Consider the following 17,694-nt stretch of genomic DNA (forward strand, 5'->3'; position numbering starts at 1 on the left):
TACTCGGCGCTTGCAAAGCTGCGTTGCTTCATGTCCGTACCGTTATGTTCGCATCGCCTTCAGCATGCATGCATCGTGTAGCTGAAGTCAATTGATCAGCGAATCCTTAGCTCCATGCATTGATTGCGCGGCAATGGATGAGAGAGGACGGAAGCGTGCTTGTCCACCGGCCAGTCTGTCCGCACGCTTGAAGCGATAAAAGCCACCGCAAGGCCGCCGCCCATGGATGGCGCAATCGACGGCGCAAATAGTTTGCGGCCTCAGCGTGATTGCGGTCTTATGCCTTAGGCGTATCATCGAAACGCGCACGCCCCTGTGCGGCTTTGAACTTAAGGTCCGCCCTACACTCTCCCCGGAGTTGGGGCGGCTTTTTTTATGTATTGGTTAATGGGATAGACTTATATCGAGCGCGATCGGGTTAGCCCCCGCCGATCTCGATGAACTGCGCCACAAAGACTTGACCGATGGCATAGCCAACTGCAGCGGCTGCACATGTCATTCGCTTAGGATCGCTGTGACCGCGAAGCGTCGCTTGGTTTCTCGGCACGACCGTCGGTCAAAGTGGCGACGCGGTGCGCGATGCCATATTGGTGGCAATCGAGAACCGTTTCGGTAACGCGCCAAAAATGCCTGGCGTGGCCGGGCTGATCTCAAACTCGCGTATACAGATGGCGCCCCGAACATGTTGATGAGCCCTGGCACAACCACGGAGGCGGCCGCAGACCAAGAAACACTCCCTTCGATAATTCAAAAACGGTCTCCATGAATGAGTGACGGGTGAGGTAGGCCGGTATGCGACCAATCGACCTCGTCAGGATTGCACTGTCCGGCATCGACAGCAGGCAGAAATATTGCTCTAGGCGTTGAATTCAATAGAACATATTGGAAAGCCCATGCGTGAGTTAGCTTTTGTCGTCGGCTGGTTGGCACTCCCACTTGCGGCGTGCGCGTTCGGTCCGGAAGCAGCGACCGATACGGGCTTCGGCTTGCGTCCGGCATTACCTGCCCCGCAGTCGTCCTTGCTACAAACAGTGAACATTGCGCGGGCTGAACAACGCACAGCCGACTCGATGCCGATCGCACCGACAGGATTCAATGTTACGGCATTTGCGCTAGGCCTGAAGCACCCCCGCTGGCTGTACACGCTGCCCAACGGCGACGTGCTGGTCGCCGAAAGCGATGCGCCCGAGGAGCACGACGAAGGAAGCGGCGTGTTCGGGTGGATCAGGCAGCAGGTGATGAAGCGTGCGGGGGCTGGCGTGCCCAGTCCGGACAGGATCGTGCTGTTACGCGATGCCAACGGAAGCGGCATCGCGGCGCAACAAACGGTTTTTCTGGAAAACCTTCACTCGCCATTCGGTATGGCGCTAATCGGAGATCAGCTCTATGTTGCCAACACGGATGCGTTGCTTCGCTTTCCCTATCGAGCGGGCGAGACCACGCTCAGCGCGCCGGGCGTGAAGGTGGCGGACCTACCCGCCGGACGGATCAATCATCACTGGACCAAAAACATTCTGGCCGATCGCGATGGCAAGCATCTTTACGTGACGGTGGGTTCAAACAGCAACGCTGGCGAGAACGGGGTAGCCGCGGAAGACGGCCGCGCCCGAATCCTTGAGTTCGACGTAGCAACCGGGAACTTACGGCCTTTCGCAACCGGCTTGCGCAATCCGAACGGTCTCTCGTGGCAACCGGAGAGCGGAGCGTTATGGACGGCCGTCAACGAGCGCGACGACTTGGGCAATAACCTTGTACCGGACTACATGACGGCAGTCCGCGACGGCGCGTTCTACGGCTTTCCGTATAGCTACTATGGCCAGCACGTCGACACGCGAGTCAAACCGCAACGCCCGGATCTGGTTGCGCAATCCATTGCGCCCGATTACGCGCTCGGCAATCACACCGCATCGCTCGGACTGGTCTTCTACACCGCGCGGCTATTTCCCAAACACTATTGGGGCGGCGCATTCGTCGGTCAGCATGGATCGTGGAATCGCAAGCCGTATAGTGGCTATAAAGTCGTGTTCGTGCCATTCGAAAATGGACAACCCACCGCCGTGCCGGAAGACTTCCTGACTGGCTTTCTCACTGCCGACGGACATGCGCAAGGTAGACCGGTCGGCGTCGCGATCGACCAGAGGGGCGCGTTGCTGGTGGCCGACGACGTTGGCAAAGCCATCTGGCGTGTGGCGCCTACCGATACGGCCAAGCAGCAATGATGCCGTCGCGGGTTGCTCGCATGTCCACCCTCTCGCCGGTCGCGAGTCATCGCAGGTCAGACCGCGTGAAGCCTAGAAGCGCTTGATCAATCCGAGCTGCACGCCGCGCACAGGCGCACCCGGATAGGCGACGGGCAAACCGGTCACATTCACGCTGCGTAACGTAAAAGTGGCGCTGCCGCGATTGGATAGATAGGCGGTGTTGAAGTACAGCTGCAGCGTGCGCGATACATCATATTCAAATGCGGCGCTGAGCTGGTTTGCGCCCGCTCCCGCGCTAGAACACTCGAGCGCGCGCGCATAGCCAACGGACACTCGGGACTGCGTGGAAAACCAGTACTGAGCCGATATTGAGCCGCCGGCGGCATGGTATGCCGGCGAGCCGCCATCGCCGTTGAAAAACGTAAGCCAGCCGCGCAGTCTTCCGAAGTCGTAGGACACGCCACCCACATTGGCGCGTAGCGCTTCGGCACCGTGCGTTTGCTGCCGCGCATACTGCACACTCATGGCGCCAAGCTGATACTCAAACATCACGTAGTATCCGGCGATACCGTTGCCGTCGTTCGCCGACGAATCGCGCATGGCGACCATGAGCGTGGTGGTGAAGCCCGCTATCATCGGCGACAGATAGGTAAACGCGTTGCTTGCGTAGGGCGTGATCTTCGACAGATTACTCAGTCCGGATGCGATCGTGCCTGCGCCGAATGCGTCAAGGTCGCCTTTGAATGGAATGTAAAGCGGCGAGTACTGCCGCCCGACCCGCACTTCGCCCCACCGACCCTGCGCGCCGATACATGCCTGTCGGTTAAAGAGCGTGCCGGGGATTGCCAGGGCGCCATCCGCGCTGCTGAAACCGCTTTCCAGTGCCAAGACCAGCTGGAGGTCGGCACCGAGCGATTCGCGGCCCCGCAGCCCGACACGCGAACCGCGGTACGCACCGGAATCCAGCCGTGCCGCCCATCCCGAACCGGGATTCGTGACTTCGAGGCTCGTGTCGAGTAAGCCATAAAGCGTAACCGAACCCTGCGCAACGGCAGAGGGTGGAAAGAGTAGATGGCCCGCGCTGACCAGGCATAGCCGCGCGAACGTGCAGTGGACCGGCGAAACGCCATGGGTCATCGGCTGCGATTTCCGGAGCAAGAGCGCAATCGCGCGATTCTGGTTCAGAAAAAACGAGAAGACTGCCCGGCGAAGCTCGCAAGTATGCCTTGGCGAAACTGCTCTCAGCTACCCACAGTAACCCCCATCGCGTCCTCTCAAGTCGCAGATCTGAATCTATGCGTGACCCTGCGCAACCGGTCGAGATCGGAAGGACGAAGCGCTTTCGCCGCTGCACTGTTACGAAGACCAGAGACCTAGAACTCCGGCGCAAGCTGCGGGGCGTCGCGCTTTGGTCGCCGTCCTATTTCGCTGGCAGTTGGGACGGGGCGCCTATCTCGACACATGTGGCGCACGCAGCACTGAACGCCAAAAAGGACGGCTATGCCGTCCGCGTTATCCTTCCCCGCCCTGAAGGGCGAGGTTTGACGTGCGTTTGGTCAAGTAACACATCGGGCGCGATAGCGAGTGCCCCGGCAAGCGAAGGAGGTTCTCGGGCAAGGTGGTCATCGTGACCGGGGCGGCACCCAATGGGGTTCGCGAGGCGCTTCGCCCCAGAAGGCGTCACCGTGATGTCGGCCGATCGGAAGAAGCGCATCAGCTAGCCGCCGGCTTTCGTCGACGGCCCGCCACAATGCGCCCGCCATACGAGCCGACCGGCGTCGCACGAAGCATCCCGCGAGATCAGTTACCGCCGCTGGTGCCCTTTTCCGGCGCCGTCGCACCGCCGCTCGTGTTGGCGGGCGTGCCGTTGCCACCGCCCACAGCATTCGGCGAGTTGCTGGCGCCACCCGTGCTGTTAGGCTCAGCATTCGACGAGCCGCTCATCGCCTTCTTGTGTTTGCTGGGTTTGGCCGTGTGCGCAGACGCACCGGTTTGCGGATCCGATGCGGTCGGACTGCTAGCCTGCTGCGCGAGTGCGACAAGAGGCGACGCGCCAATGCACAGCGCGATCAGCGCACGGCCGGCGTAGTGAAGCAGTTGGACGTTTCTCTTCGAAGACATGGCATTTCCCCTTTCAGAAGGACGATCGAACCGAATGAGTGTTGATACTGACCTATGCCTGCGCAGCAGTAGGCGGCGCCAGCCATGACCGGGTTCGCGATCAGGCAAAAGCCGGTCAGTCCCTTGCGGGGGCTCTTGCAAATGCCGCAACCGATATCGCTGAAAGAGGAAGGCAGACGCGATCGCCTGCCTTCAAGCGGTCGACAGCCAAGCCGACCCGTTTCCACATTCGTGGAACCCTCGTACAACGAGCACGCGCCATGCCTATAAATAAAAAAAATTTTCTAGGCGGCTGGCAATACCTTTAAGGTAGCCGCTCATAGGGAATGTGAAGAAAAAGCGGTCGACCAAATGCGGTGACCGTGTGGCTTGATGTCGGTAGCAGTGACATGCGGAGTAAGGTGGGTGTCCGCTCTGCGGAAATGTGCGCCGCTCGGCCATGCGCGAGAAGGCTATGGGGGCCGGCTAAGAAGAAAGGGAGCGCACTGGTGTTTTTGAGGCTCACGGGACAACGAATCTTCCAATTCGCAGCCACACCGTTCCCACGAAGAGGGTGCCTTTCGAAATAGGTGAGAGCCGCGGCATCGCTCTTGCGCGTTCCCGTGTTATCGATCAGAAGGCAAGGAGCGCGCGCATGACTACCATTCCTAAGCTCAACCCCGGCGACGAAGCTGAACCAGGCGTCGACGGCACCGGCGAGGACATCTGCCCCGACTGCAACGGCACCGGCAAACGGGAAGAGAAGATTGTTCGACCTGTGGCGGCACCGGCAAGGTCATAAAGGGGGTCGGGGGCGGTTGACAGGTCCGCGATCGTCTCAACACCGTCTGCGCAACGTGAACTGTCTCATCCTGGTATCTGCATGCGAAATGCGCTACAGAAAACGTCGGCGACGAGCGTGTAGTGGAACGTTTCGTTTGGTTCCTGATGCAAAACCGGCAGCAAGATCCAGCCCACTGCGGCACGACAATTGCGGCGCAGACGCTAGATGGTTTGCATTCCTTGAGGAAATCGGCCCGGCGCGCCGGGCACTACGTCTGCGACGCGGCACGTTCCCCGCTATGAACCGTCGAATCGCATAACGGGAATCACGTGCATTAGCCTGGACCGGACCTGACATCTATTACGAGGCGCGTTCGGCCGGATATGGCCCCCAGACGGCACCGGAAACACAGGAAGCGTTCCAAACTCGATGCTTTGCGTGCCCTCACACGGTAGGCATGCGCTCAAAGCTGTCAAAGCGGGCAAACGGTGGCTGCACCGCGGTCACCTGGAGCTCCTCGACAAGCGCTGCGGACATGCCGTCGATGAGCCACGCACACATTTCTGCCAGTTGCTCCGGCGAGCCCTGCAGCACCGCCTCCACGGAACCGTCCATAAGGTTGCAGACCCAGCCGGTAACGCCTAGGGCTGTGGCGCGGCGTACGCAGGCCTGCCTATAGCCAATGCCTTGTACCTGACCACGCACGTACACCAGTCTGGTTTCAAGCGGCTCGTCCCTAGCGGGAGATTCCATGGGCGGGGCTCCGGTTAGACATTGGTGCGCGGTTCCGTGAGGCGGTTCGGCTGCGTATTCAGTCGTCTGATGCACCGTTGTGCTCAACTCTTCCTTAGCCGCCGCGGTCTTTTCGAGCGAACGACTCTCGACGGCGACGATCGACGGATGCCGCAGGCCGCAAACAGAGCACGACTCAGATAAACAGACGCCGGTCCAAGTCGAAGCGTTGCTTGTCAGCAACCTCAGTAGACCACGTTGCGATCGGTTGTACACACGACGAACCGAACTTGCATCGCGATCGCCTTACCCTCAACCAGCCACTGTCGATGCCGGGGGTGACCCCCAAGGTGTTCCAATCGTCCGGCACTCGAGCTCGTAAACGTTCCCGAACAACTCTTCAGGCATTTCCAGCGTGACGAGGAAAAGGTTGGCGAGCGGCATAAGTCCCGCGCATGCACGCGCGCTTCGAGCACTGCCGCGACGCGTGACAGCAGATGTATAACACGGCACGCCCTGCGCGTTCCATCGTCCTCCACCCGCATACCCCGCGCCATTACTGCTATTCGGACGGCACTTTGCATTGAAGGGCATTACGGTCCGCAATAGCGCGGAACAAGACTTGCGGCGACTCCATTTCAACCGATGTCAGGAGACTTCAATGACTCAAACCGTTGGCGACTTCCTCATTGAGCGGCTGCACGCGTGGGGGGTACGGCGCATTTACGGGTACCCGGGTGACGGCATCAACGGGGTTTTCGGTGCCTTGAATCGAGCCCAACAGAAGGCTAAAAACAACAACGACAAGAACGAGAACCCTACCGGACCCATCGAATTCATCCAGGTCCGCCACGAAGAAATGGCCGCCTTCATGGCCTCGGCCCACGCCAAATTCACGGGGGAGCTCGGCGTCTGCATCGCCACGTCGGGCCCTGGCGCTTCGCATCTGATCACCGGCCTCTACGACGCCCGCATGGACCATATGCCGGTCCTTGCCATCGCCGGTCAGCAAGCCCGCGCCGCACTCGGCGGCCACTATCAGCAGGAACTCGACCTCGTTTCCATGTACAAGGACGTGGCCGGCGCCTTCGTCGAGCAGGCCGTCGTCCCCGCGCAAGTGCGTCATCTCGTCGACCGTGCCGTGCGCACCGCTCTTGCCGAACGCAAGGTCACGGCGATCATCCTGCCGAACGATCTGCAAGACCTGGCGTACGAAGCACCCGGCCACGAACACGGCACGCTGCATTCGGGCGTAGGCTATCGTGCGCCGCGCCTCATCCCCTATGCGGACCATCTTCAGCAGGCCGCCGACGTACTCAACGCCGGCAAGAAAGTCGCCATCCTTGTCGGTGCGGGCGCGCTGCACGCCACCAATGAGGTCATTGCCATCGCGGAAAGACTCGGTGCGGGTGTCGCCAAAGCACTGCTCGGCAAGGCCGTGCTACCAGACGATCTGCCCTGGGTCACTGGCTCGATCGGTTTGCTCGGAACCAAGCCCAGCTACGACCTGATGACCGAGTGCGACACGTTGCTGATGATCGGATCGGGCTTCCCGTACGCCGAGTTTCTGCCAAAGGAAGGCGCGGCCCGCGGCGTGCAGATTGACATCAAGGCCGACATGCTGAGCCTGCGATATCCGATGGAAGTAAACCTGGTTGGCGATAGCGTGGAGACGCTGCGCGCCCTGCTACCGCTGCTCGACGAAAAGCAGGATCGCGCCTGGCGCAAAAAAATCGAAGGCTGGACCAAGGACTGGTGGGAAACACTAGACAGGCGCGCACACGAATCCGGCAAGGATGCAGTCAATCCGCAACGCACGGTATGGGAGTTGTCGAAGCGGATTCCAGCCAATTCGATCGTCACCAGCGACTCCGGATCGTGTGCAAACTGGTATGCACGCGATCTGAAAGTGCAGCGCGGAATGATGTGCTCCCTGTCAGGAGGACTCGCATCGATGGGCGCTGCCGTGCCGTACGCCATCGCCGCCAAATTCGCGTTTCCCGAACGCCCCGTAATCGCTCTGGTGGGCGATGGCGCCATGCAGATGAACAACATGGCCGAACTGATTACCGTCTCGAGGTACTGGAAAGGCTGGGCCGATCCACGCTGGATCTGCATGGTGCTGAATAACCAGGACCTCAACCAGGTAACGTGGGAACAACGCGTGATGGAAGGTGATCCCAAGTTTGAGGCCTCGCAGGATATCCCCTCGGTGCCGTACCACAAGTTCGCAGAGTTGATCGGCCTGAAAGGCATCTACGTCGACGACGCCGAGCAGATGGGCGCAGCATGGGACGAAGCACTCGCCGCAGATCGACCGGTGGTCATCGAAGTGAAGGCCGATCCGAATATCGCGCCGTTGCCGCCGCATATCACGCTCGCGCAGGCCAAAGCGTTTGCATTGACGCTGATGAAAGGCGACCCCAATCAAGCCAACGTGATCCTCGAAACGGCTAAGCAGGTCCTAGCAACGGTCCTGCCGAGCCACCACGACAAATGACCATGCAGCCATGACCGCGCCGATACCTTGTTCTCTTATACACCCGAGATCCATCGTCTATGACCAGATTAGCAAACACTCAATGGACATCAACTGGCGCTCATTTGGTGAGCTTTAAGCTGGGCCCGTTACGAACCGCCCAGCGCTCAATGACCATTGAGCCGACCCTGTGCCGCGATAGCTCGCTTCGCCGTTCGTGAACGCGGATCAAGGCGCAGCGCCGGCGGCGCTGCCGGTTCCATTGGCGCCATCCGATGCGCGAGCGTTCGCGTGGCAATTGCGGTAACAAGTCCTGGAGTCGCGTCTTGCATTAATTTCCGGCGCGACGTGGGACCACGATCGCAAGACACCGCGCGCTCGCCGCGCATCGAGTTGCGAGCCTTGGGAAGCACTATCTCGCCTTTCCGTATCCCAGCACTTCGGACACGATCAAAGGCGAACCGACGCATACGAGAGGCAAGGCGCATGAAACTCGTGGCTTCGCACCTATTGCTGAGCGCAGACTGCCAGGGAGTCGGTGCCGAATGTACCCGTGAGGGCCAGGCCGGCCGACATCGGTAGCACGAATTGACCGGTATAGGAGGAACTCGACATCACCGCAGCCAGGCCCTCGAATGCGATTGCGGAATTCCCGGCGGCCGCCAGCACAGGCAGCTTGTTGTAGTCGAGGGCGAATTGGGCGGCAGCCGCTGTGACCGCGGTGCCGCTGACAGTTGGCGTCGTTCCATCGGTGCATACCCACGAGCCATTGAACTCGTTGCCGGCGAGCGTCGCCAATTTCACGCCGCCGAGAAGGCCTGTTCGAGTAACGGGAGAGCTTGTTAGTGTCGAGTCGTACCAGTCAACAAGAAACACCGGACCACGGTCGCCAGCAGCCACGCGTGCAATCCCAACGCGCTGGCCGTTCGAGCTAAGCTCAAACCCCGGCAAGGCCGAGTTGTAGGCCATGGTCAGGTTCAGCGTTGCGGGACCATTGACTACTGGAGTGCAGCCCGCCCCATTGAAGACGCCGCTCTGGCAGACCGTCACAGCGGTGCCCGTGCTCGCGATATTAAATTCTCCGGCAGCGAGATACGGGGAGGATGATCCGTCATCGTCTGTTGTGCGGCCCACATAGGCGTAGGTTCCGGCCAGCTTCGTACCGTCTGTCACGCTATATCCCGTGCCGGTAACCGAGGACGATTTCCCCCCCACCATCACAGTGCCGGAAATGATTCTTGTGCGGGTATCGACAGTGACGTTTAGACCCTGCCCGGTGTATGTAGTGAAACTGCCGTTCACTGACTTGCTAACGGGCGACGGACTGGTGCTAGTCAACGCGTACTGAGTCGCTTGGACGTTGATGGTGAAAGTGGGCGCGGCGGGATCGCTGGTATCAACGGTTAGCCGCCAGCTGTCGCCGATGGTAGCCGTCAAGTCGTAGACATCCTGCGTGGAACTGGTGGACAGGGGGGTAGCGCCCAGGCTTGTAGCTGTCGCTGCGGATAGGGCCGCAACGGGGTCCGTGCCACCGGCGCTCGTCGTGCCCGTTGAAGTGCCGCTGGCGCTTGATGATGCGTTACCAGAACCTCCGCCACATGCGGCGAGCGTCACGACGAGGGCAGCAGCAGGAATTGCCATCGCGTGGCGAAATGCGTACTTCATGTTCTTTCCTTGTTCCTAAGCTCAAATATTTTATGAAGATGAAAGCAGGGCCATACGAGCCATTCATGGGTTGGCGTGTGGCAAGCATCGTTAACGGCATCAGATAAGAAGACTGAAGGGTCGGGAGGTGGCCGCCTTGCGGTCTTCGGGCCGGACAGGGGATAACGCACTCGGCCATGTTTTGGGGGCGTCGCTGCCGCAGAGGCTGTGGACTGTGCCGGCGAGATTCGGGAAGCTCTCCAAATATTCGCTGTCTAAGTCGGCGCGGTTTATCTGTATTAGCCTGGACCGGACCTGACAGGTAGTCGGAAACTGGCTAAGGCGATTCAGTGAGGAATCGGTTTCTCCCTGGCAAGTTCGAGTGAGTCGGGGAAGGTCCGCATAGGCGTCTTGCCATAGCACCATCGCCCTTGATGTTCGCGCTCAGTGTTGTACTGGTCCAGCCGGGCGTCAGCAGGCCGCCATTCCCGCCGCAACGAAAGCTGCCATAGCCTTCTCCTCGTAGGGATTCCCCTATGCGAGCGGATCCCCGCCTCTTCGTCCTCCTTCCTGCAGATGAAGCACCGCCCTCCTTCCTGCGCGACCAGCTGGACTTCCGCTTTTGTCTGATCCCAATAGTCGTCAAGATTCGCGCGAAGTTGAACAACACCGACACCATTCAGCAATGGCGTAGTTGCAAAAATCGAGGATGCCCTGACAAAGAGGTTTATGGGCAATGTCATCCGCCGGGGAGAAGCCGCTTACTTGAGGTCAAGGTTTTCAGGCGAACCGGAGATTCGCTTTCGATCATCCAGCATCGCGCCATGTTCGATCGCTTCACCCGCAATCTGGTCGAGCATGGGCTATCGCTGAGCACGTTCGGCACGGATCATGTTGATTCCTTTCCGGCCCCGAGCCGGGCTTCGCCGAAGACACGACGACGACGCGCATCCGGTACGCGAAACTGATCGATCGTCTGTGCCGTCATCTCATGGACGTCGGCATCAGATCCGGGAATCCGGTTAGTGCCGACGGTGGGGTGCGCTGCTCGGGCCGTATTCTGGATTGCGCGCAACCGGTTTGTGATAGTCAGCGTCCTCTTTCCCTGTCAATGGAAGCAGCAGCCCGAACGCCTCACCGCCAAATCGCGAAAGGGGCTTGATAACCGACTATCGTCTCACGCAGTCGGCAGTAGTCAGTTGATCGCGATTGGCAACAAGCACGCCAACATGCATGGGCCATGCTCAGAAAGACGAACGTGAACGGATTTTCCAAGGCTTAGTGACCAAGACCGCTCTTGGCAATCTGCTGCTCCACGAACCGGGCGAAAAGTGCATGCAGACGCGTCGTCGGATGAAGGTCGTCGGCGAAGATGTACGTCTGGTCGGCATTGGCCGTCACGTAGGTTATAGGCGAGCACAGCAATGCCGTGTCATCGGGCGTTTTTGCAGGATCGCAGGCAACGCTGGTGTTTGACACGGCGAAACCATTGGCCTGAAAGTTCGCGATGATCTCGTTCACCCATGTATAAGAATCGATCTGTATGACCCTGCCTTGCAGGCCATCGGCCTGTAAGGCGCCGTTCAAGCCATCGTTGAACATTTGCGATAATTGGGTCAAATTTGCCCCGCCGTCGGACGAGGCGATGCCTTTGGGCGATAGACCGACATTCGGAACATTCACCACGACGACATGAGTGGCGCCGTTCTGAACGATCTGGCCGACAACTTGAGCGAGGGTGGTTGCCGCCGTCTGCACTGTCTGCGCCGCGGCCGGCGGCGCTCCGGCTCGAAGCACGTCGTTCGAGCCAGCCCAGACCAGCACCAGTTGATTGGAGTTAAAGCGCCCGTGAGCGGCCAAATAGCTCGAAACCTGCTGGTTGACGGGCATTTCGATGTTGCCGATCACGTCGGCAAGGAAGTCGTACAAGTTCGCTGGCGTCGCCACCGTGGCGCCGCCCTCAGCATAGCCGAGGCCGCTTTGCGCACTCAGCTTATGGGTGATGTCGATCGTAAACGCAGCGCTAAGCGTATCGCCATAGTATTGAGCAACATCCTGAGTCCACACCTGCCCCGGATTGGTCGTGAAACGCCCCCCGCCGACCATGCTAGCGATTGGCGTATAGGTCCCGACGTCCGACAGGCTGTCGCCGAACGAGACAACTTGAAGACCAATGCCGCCGGCCGGAGTGGCCGTGCCACTGCCGTTGCTTGAGCCACCTCCACCCCCGCCGCATGCGGTAAACAGTGAAATCACCAGGGCAAGAATTGCGGCACGTACCTTGTTATTGCTTCCTAGCATAGCTCCTCCTCGCTGGCAGCCGCCCTCACGGCGGGCCTATCGACAGCCTGCCAATCGCTCTTGCGATAAGCACCTTAGCGGAGCAAAAACGATGCCCCATCGTCCTGATTTCTTAATTCCTGCGGACATTGCGTCATCCGGTCTACGGCATCGAGGTGTCCATCGGGAACCTCGCGTAGCGCGTCCATGAGACGTGCTGCGTCAACGTCAATGGCCGGCCGCCTTCGTGATCCAAGGCATCGGGACCTCAGCTTCGAGCGCGACGCGCAGATCGTCGCGGAGAGAAAGGCACACAAAGAATGTGCGTACATCGCGCGTTTCGAGGTTGGGGGCTCGGTGAAAGGCCTTGCCCGATTGCAGTTTGCCGGAAAGGCTGCGATAGATCGTCTCGTGTGGACACCTGGTAGTCCTCATCCAGTGCCTGCAAAAGAAAGCGACTCCGGCATCCATGCCATCATCCGGTGCATGACCCAACTACCGGAGATCATGAAGAGCAGCAAGTGGTTTTCGAAATTCGCGAACTACCTTTCCTCGATGCCCGGCAGGCCCGCCACTTGTGATGGCCGTCGCCCTGGTGATCGTATAGGCGATCGCGGCCCGTTTTTTCACCACAGCGACGCATCTTGATCAACACGTCGACCACGATCGTCACGTTTTTAATGGTCTTCTTGATCCAGAACACGCAGAATCGCGACACGGCGGCGATGCAGATCAAGCTCGACGAGCTGATCCGCGCAATGGAAGGTGCACATAACGCGCTGTCGATCTCGACGAACTCGAGGAAAAGGACCCCGGAGCAGCGCGACACCGTATTCGCCGCATTCGGCCCGACGCCTGACATGCAACTCTACGAGCGTGGCATTCGCCGAAGGCTCGCGCCGATGCTCGACGGCGACCGGCGTCGCCTCGAACTCGCGTATAGCGTGATGCTCCGTCGCCGGGAACGCCGCTCTTTCGCGTACGGTGGTGCTCGGGCCCTATGGCTATCCCTGGAATCGCGTAGGAGGTCTCGACTATCTGCTCAAACGCAGCGAGGTCTAGAGTTCATCCAGCGATCGTGTCGTGATGACCGACGTCACGACACCATGGGGCGTCTGGACTTCGTCGCAGTGGTGCTTCAGGCGCTTGCGAGCGCCTGATCAATATCAACCAGCAGATCGTCGATATGCTCGATGCCGATCGAAAGCTTCGCGCACGCGCGCTTTCACCAGCTCCTCTGCCGAGAGTTGCCGGTGGGTGGTCGACGCGGGATGTGCGGCCAGCGACTTCGCGTCTCCGATATTGACGAGCCGCGTGAACAGCTTGAGGGCATCCTGGAAACGCGCCCCACCCGTACTGCCGCCCTTGACACCGAAGGTCAGGATGCCCGGTGCCTTGCCCGACAGATACTTGGCGACGAGCGCGTGATCCGGATGATCGACGAGGCTCGCATGGTTGACCCATTCGACCTTGGCATGCGTTGCAGGTGGCGCGCGATGCGTACCGCGTTCTCAGTGATCCGGTCGACGCGCAAACCCAGCGTCTCGATGCCCTGGAAGATGAGGAACACGTTGAACGGCGAAATCGCCGCACCGGTGTTACGCAAGGGAACGACGCACGCGCGACCGATATACGCCGCAGGTCCGGAACACGTCAGTATAGACGACACCGTGATAGCTGACGTCGGGCTCGTTGAGCCTGCGAAAGCGTTGCTTGTACTCAGCCCATGGAAACTTGCCCGAATCTACGATCGCACCACCCAGGCTCGAGCCGTGGCCACCGAGATACTTGGCAAAAAAACGAGCAGGACCGGTACTTGCGAGTGTTCCATTTGAAGGAAAGCGGCTTGGCCACCGACTCGTCGGTACGCGGATGCGTGCGACAACCGATCGAGGAAGCGTTAGCTTATTCACTTCGGCCGAAAGCGAACGACCTGAAGTACGCAACCACTGGGGCCGCCTGGTATGGCCCGAACAGCCCACCGTGGTGATGGCCGACGCCGCGCATTCCTTGCCACGGGAGGAGCCTTGAGGACCGCAAACATTAAAAATCTGCGACCGACCCAGTTGACCCACGGTCTGCGCGAGATACGCGCGAAGACCCGGTTCTACCAATCGCTTTCCGGCCATGAACTCGATATGGCGATTGCAGAAAAGCCTGTGCCGCTCGTCATCGGTCCGGACGGTTCGCCGTTCGCCATTGACCATCACCATGTCGCGACCGCGTTGTGGCATGCCGGGATAAAGTCGATGCCCGCACTGTTGGTCGCCGATTTATCGTCGTTGCCCTATCAGGAATTCTGGTTATCGATGGAGAACCATCGCTGGGTCTATCCATACGATGGCAAAGGGCGGCGAAGGACGTTCGAAGACTTGCCGAAACATGTATGGGAACTCGTCGACGACGAATATCGCAGTCTTGCGGCCTCGGTTCGTGACGCCGGGGGCTACGAAAAAACGGCCGTCCCTCTTGAGGAGTTCAGGTGGGCGGACCTGTTTCGTACTTATCTCCCCTATCCGCAAACTGACAAGGAATTCGCGTCGGTGAAACGACAGGCGCTCAAGCTTGCAAAAAGCCGGCGGGCCGCTGGATTGCCGGGTTACATCGGAAAAGAGCGAACGTAGGTGACCAGGAACTGAAGCACGTCGCCTGTAAACAATTTGGACGCGTCCAGTATCTGTGTCAACAGGTCAGAAGGAGACAAACATGGAAGCGCTCATCGCGTTATTCGGCGAGGGAAAAGATCTGAATTCCCTACAGATGGGAATGCGAGCCGCTTCCATTTTCTTTGCCGCGCTTGCTCTTATCCGTATATCAGGACGCCGCTCTTTCGGCCAGCGCTCCGCTTTCGATTACGTGGTCGCCATCCTCCTCGGCGCTACGCTGAGCCGTGTTATCGTCGGCGCCTCACCTGCCATCCCAACTCTCGTCGCTTCGCTCGTTATCGTCCTGGTACATCGTGCGCTGGCGTGGGCATGCGGGCGTTCACGGACACTAGAATTGTTGGTCGGCGGTGTGGAGCGGGAGGTCTATCGTGACGGTAGATTTAATGAACGGGAAATGTCGGCCGCGCTAGTTACAAAGACCGACATTCTGGAGACGGTTCGGCGTGAACTGGGCGTCCGTGGACTGGATAGCGTGGGAAGCGCGATTCTCGAGCGCAACGGAGAGATAAGCATTATCCGGTCGAACGAAACTTCACCCCAGTAACTGTCCGCAAGATATAGGTTCAGTAGCCGCCGCCGATCGCCCACGACCAGCCCTCTGCTAGGCTTCCAGCGCTGCAGGGCGCGCACATCGATCCCGGCGGTCTCACCGGCCAGATGCAATCATGTGCCAGTCTCCTCCGCCGACTCGATTTCCCGGGCCAAATGCTGGCGATCTTCGAGGCCGCTCCTTCGTAACCTTTCTGACGCCGGGAATGAATTGCGTCACCGCCGCTCGGCCACGCGCGTGGGATGCGCTCGGCGAAGCGGGGCCGGGTCTTTCGGCCGTGGGGAACCTCCATGAAGCCCATCCAAGTCCAACCAGCCCGTCAACGCGCGGCGAGAGCCTTTCAATACCCGACCGTCGCCGTGCACCACCAGGCCAGTTGGCAAGGGGGCGAGCCCGTGAAACGAGCTGACTCCGACAGTCGAGGCACGCGACATGCTGCCCCGAACAGTACGCTGCCCATTGGGCGGCGCCGCCAATTCCCCTGGAGACGTAAATGAAAGCGCTCGTTTATGAAGGTCCCCGCAAGGTCGTGGTCAAGGAAATGCTCGACGCTAAAATTGAAAAGCCGACAGATGTACTCGTCAAGATCACGACTACCAATATTTGCGGCTCTGACTTACATATGTATGAGGGTCGCACGAACATGGAAACTGGCCGCATTCTCGGGCATGAGAATCTAGGCGTCGTCGTCGAAGTCGGCGCAGGTATTGAACGCATCAAGGTAGGTGACCATGTCTGCCTTCCTTTCAACATTGGCTGCGGCTTTTGCAAAAACTGCGAAAAAGGACTGACCGGCTTTTGCCTGACGACGAACCCGGGCGTGGCAGGCGCAGCTTACGGTTTCGCCGGCATGGGTCCTTACAGCGGCGGCCAGGCCGAATATCTCCGGGTTCCCTTCGGGGACTTTAACTGCCTCGTATTACCACCTGATGCCGAGGAAAAGGAAAACGACTACGTGATGCTGTCAGATATTTTTCCCACCGGCTATCACGCGACCGTCCTCGCAGGCGTCGAGCCAGGCGACAGTGTCGTCATTTATGGTGCTGGTCCAGTCGGCCTGATGGCCGCCCTCTCGGCCTCGATAAAGGGTGCGAGCAAGGTGATGGTCGTCGATACGCATACGGACCGGTTAGCGCTTGCCGAAAAACTCGGAGCCATTCCGATTGACGATAGCGATGGCTCTTCGGCGGACCAGGTCATGGAGCTGACTGGCGGGGAAGGAGCAGACAGGGGTTGTGAGTGCGTCGGATACCAGTGCAGTTGCAAAGGGCACGAGGTACCCAACGCCACGATGAACAATCTCATAAAAGCGGTCCGACCGAGCGGAGGTATTGGTGTGGTCGGCGTCTTCGTCGCGGAGGACCCGAAAGCCGAAGACTCGCTCGCAAAAAAAGGGCAGATTGCGCTGGATTTCGGCCAGTTGTGGATGAAGGGGCAACATATCGCGACCGGCCAGGCGAACGTTAAGGCGTACAACCGGAAGCTACGAGACCTGATTGCTGCCGGGAAAGCGAGACCGTCCGAAATCATCTCACATCAATTGCCGCTCGAGCAGGCCGCAGAAGGTTACGCGCATTTCGATGCGCGGGACGAAGGATGGACGAAAGTCGTACTGAAAACGGCGGCGTAAGCCCAAGCCCAAGTCCGCCACTTTAGTCAAGGCCCACGGCGAGTGGGGGCATATCGCATCGAGTCGCGAATTGGAGAGACTGCATCGGTGTCCCGATGCTCATTCACTGCTGCAATTCACACCCATAGAAAGGAAGCGACTCCTGCACTATGCCATCATCCGGTACATTGACCCGACTACCGGAGATCATGATGAACAGCACGTGGTTTTCGAAATTCGCGAGCTACCTTTCCACGATGACCGGAAGGCCCGCCACCTTTGTGGTGGCCGTCGCCTTTGTGATCGTATGAGCCATCACCGGCCCATTTTTTTACTACAGCGAGCATGGCAACTCGTGATCAACACGTCGAAGACGATCGTCACGTTTCTGATGGTCTTCTTGATCCAGAACACGCAGAACCGCGACACTGTGGCGATGCAGATCGAGCTCGACGAGCTGATCCGCGCAATGGAAGATGTGCACAACGGGCTGCTCGATCTCGAAGAACCTGAGGATAAAGACCTAAGGCTATGCTGAAGAAGTCGCCGTTTTCGCCGACGGTTTGCTGCTGAATTTCGGAATTCGAGATCAGCGACGCGATTGGTTCGATTTTCTTGCCCTGAAGGGCCGTGTAAGCGGGTCTCTCGA

Annotated in this window: 12 protein-coding genes and 4 pseudogenes; 9 read left to right on the top strand and 7 right to left on the bottom strand. The window is 59.4% G+C overall.

Translation table 11 applies throughout. The features are described from left to right. Positions 1 to 893 precede the first annotated feature (893 nt). Positions 894 to 2,219, top strand: coding sequence for a PQQ-dependent sugar dehydrogenase (locus tag HV670_RS27245; protein WP_175108100.1), 1,326 nt, complete (start codon positions 894 to 896; stop codon positions 2,217 to 2,219). A gap of 72 nt (positions 2,220 to 2,291) precedes the next feature. On the opposite strand, the gene HV670_RS27250 is transcribed toward HV670_RS27245, so the two are convergent. Both HV670_RS27250 and HV670_RS27255 read right to left on the bottom strand, forming a co-directional pair. After that, positions 2,292 to 3,338: a porin gene (locus HV670_RS27250; protein ID WP_175108101.1), complete on the bottom strand. Its 1,047-nt coding sequence runs from the start codon at positions 3,336 to 3,338 to the stop codon at positions 2,292 to 2,294. A 663-nt stretch (positions 3,339 to 4,001) separates the two neighbouring features. Next, on the bottom strand, positions 4,002 to 4,322 hold the full coding sequence (locus tag HV670_RS27255; RefSeq protein ID WP_175108102.1) for a hypothetical protein: 321 nt from the start codon (positions 4,320 to 4,322) through the stop codon (positions 4,002 to 4,004). A gap of 634 nt (positions 4,323 to 4,956) precedes the next feature. Here HV670_RS27255 and HV670_RS27260 point away from each other — a divergent pair. Next, the gene (locus HV670_RS27260; RefSeq protein WP_175108099.1) at positions 4,957 to 5,103 is read left to right on the top strand and encodes a hypothetical protein; all 147 of its coding nucleotides are present in this window, start codon (positions 4,957 to 4,959) and stop codon (positions 5,101 to 5,103) included. 426 nt (positions 5,104 to 5,529) lie between these two features. Here the strand turns inward: HV670_RS27260 and HV670_RS27265 are convergent, their stop codons facing one another. After that, positions 5,530 to 5,838, bottom strand: coding sequence for an acylphosphatase (locus HV670_RS27265; RefSeq protein WP_175108103.1), 309 nt, complete (start codon positions 5,836 to 5,838; stop codon positions 5,530 to 5,532). A gap of 640 nt (positions 5,839 to 6,478) precedes the next feature. Between HV670_RS27265 and HV670_RS27270 the strand changes: the two genes are divergently transcribed. Then, positions 6,479 to 8,317 carry a thiamine pyrophosphate-requiring protein gene (locus HV670_RS27270; protein WP_175108104.1) on the top strand — a complete coding sequence of 613 codons (1,839 nt, stop codon included), beginning with the start codon at positions 6,479 to 6,481 and terminating at the stop codon, positions 8,315 to 8,317. Between the two features lie 486 nt (positions 8,318 to 8,803). Here HV670_RS27270 and HV670_RS27275 read toward each other — a convergent pair whose 3' ends face one another. Next, entirely contained in the window at positions 8,804 to 9,961 is a 1,158-nt protein-coding gene (locus HV670_RS27275) for a hypothetical protein (protein WP_175108105.1), read from the bottom strand. 326 nt (positions 9,962 to 10,287) lie between these two features. Further along, positions 10,288 to 10,413: pseudogene (locus HV670_RS31400) on the bottom strand (IS481 family transposase); the annotation flags it as partial. A gap of 63 nt (positions 10,414 to 10,476) precedes the next feature. Here HV670_RS31400 and HV670_RS27280 point away from each other — a divergent pair. Then, positions 10,477 to 10,908 (top strand): hypothetical protein, encoded by a 432-nt coding sequence (locus HV670_RS27280; RefSeq protein ID WP_175108106.1) that lies wholly within the window; start codon positions 10,477 to 10,479, stop codon positions 10,906 to 10,908. Positions 10,909 to 11,218: 310 nt separating this feature from the next. On the opposite strand, the gene HV670_RS27285 is transcribed toward HV670_RS27280, so the two are convergent. Then, positions 11,219 to 12,241 carry an SGNH/GDSL hydrolase family protein gene (locus HV670_RS27285; protein ID WP_175108107.1) on the bottom strand — a complete coding sequence of 341 codons (1,023 nt, stop codon included), beginning with the start codon at positions 12,239 to 12,241 and terminating at the stop codon, positions 11,219 to 11,221. A gap of 788 nt (positions 12,242 to 13,029) precedes the next feature. Here HV670_RS27285 and HV670_RS32410 point away from each other — a divergent pair. Then, positions 13,030 to 13,199 (top strand): annotated as a pseudogene (locus HV670_RS32410) (trehalose synthase); the annotation flags it as partial. Positions 13,200 to 13,358: 159 nt separating this feature from the next. Here HV670_RS32410 and HV670_RS27295 read toward each other — a convergent pair. Further along, positions 13,359 to 14,010 (bottom strand): annotated as a pseudogene (locus tag HV670_RS27295) (PLP-dependent transferase); the annotation flags it as partial. Between the two features lie 237 nt (positions 14,011 to 14,247). Between HV670_RS27295 and HV670_RS27300 the strand changes: the two are divergent. From HV670_RS27300 to HV670_RS32415, 4 genes and pseudogenes are all read left to right on the top strand, one after another. Next, positions 14,248 to 14,844 (top strand): ParB-like protein, encoded by a 597-nt coding sequence (locus tag HV670_RS27300; protein WP_175108108.1) that lies wholly within the window; start codon positions 14,248 to 14,250, stop codon positions 14,842 to 14,844. An 82-nt stretch (positions 14,845 to 14,926) separates the two neighbouring features. Next, complete coding sequence (locus HV670_RS27305) at positions 14,927 to 15,430, top strand: DUF421 domain-containing protein (protein ID WP_175108109.1); 504 nt, start codon at positions 14,927 to 14,929, stop codon at positions 15,428 to 15,430. A gap of 499 nt (positions 15,431 to 15,929) precedes the next feature. After that, entirely contained in the window at positions 15,930 to 17,066 is a 1,137-nt protein-coding gene (locus tag HV670_RS27310; protein WP_175108110.1) for a glutathione-independent formaldehyde dehydrogenase, read from the top strand. A 293-nt stretch (positions 17,067 to 17,359) separates the two neighbouring features. Next, positions 17,360 to 17,571 (top strand): annotated as a pseudogene (locus HV670_RS32415) (low affinity iron permease family protein); the annotation flags it as partial. Positions 17,572 to 17,694: the final 123 nt, after the last annotated feature.

Origin of the sequence: Pararobbsia alpina (assembly GCF_902859895.1) — a bacterium.
GTDB lineage: Bacteria > Pseudomonadota > Gammaproteobacteria > Burkholderiales > Burkholderiaceae > Pararobbsia > Pararobbsia alpina.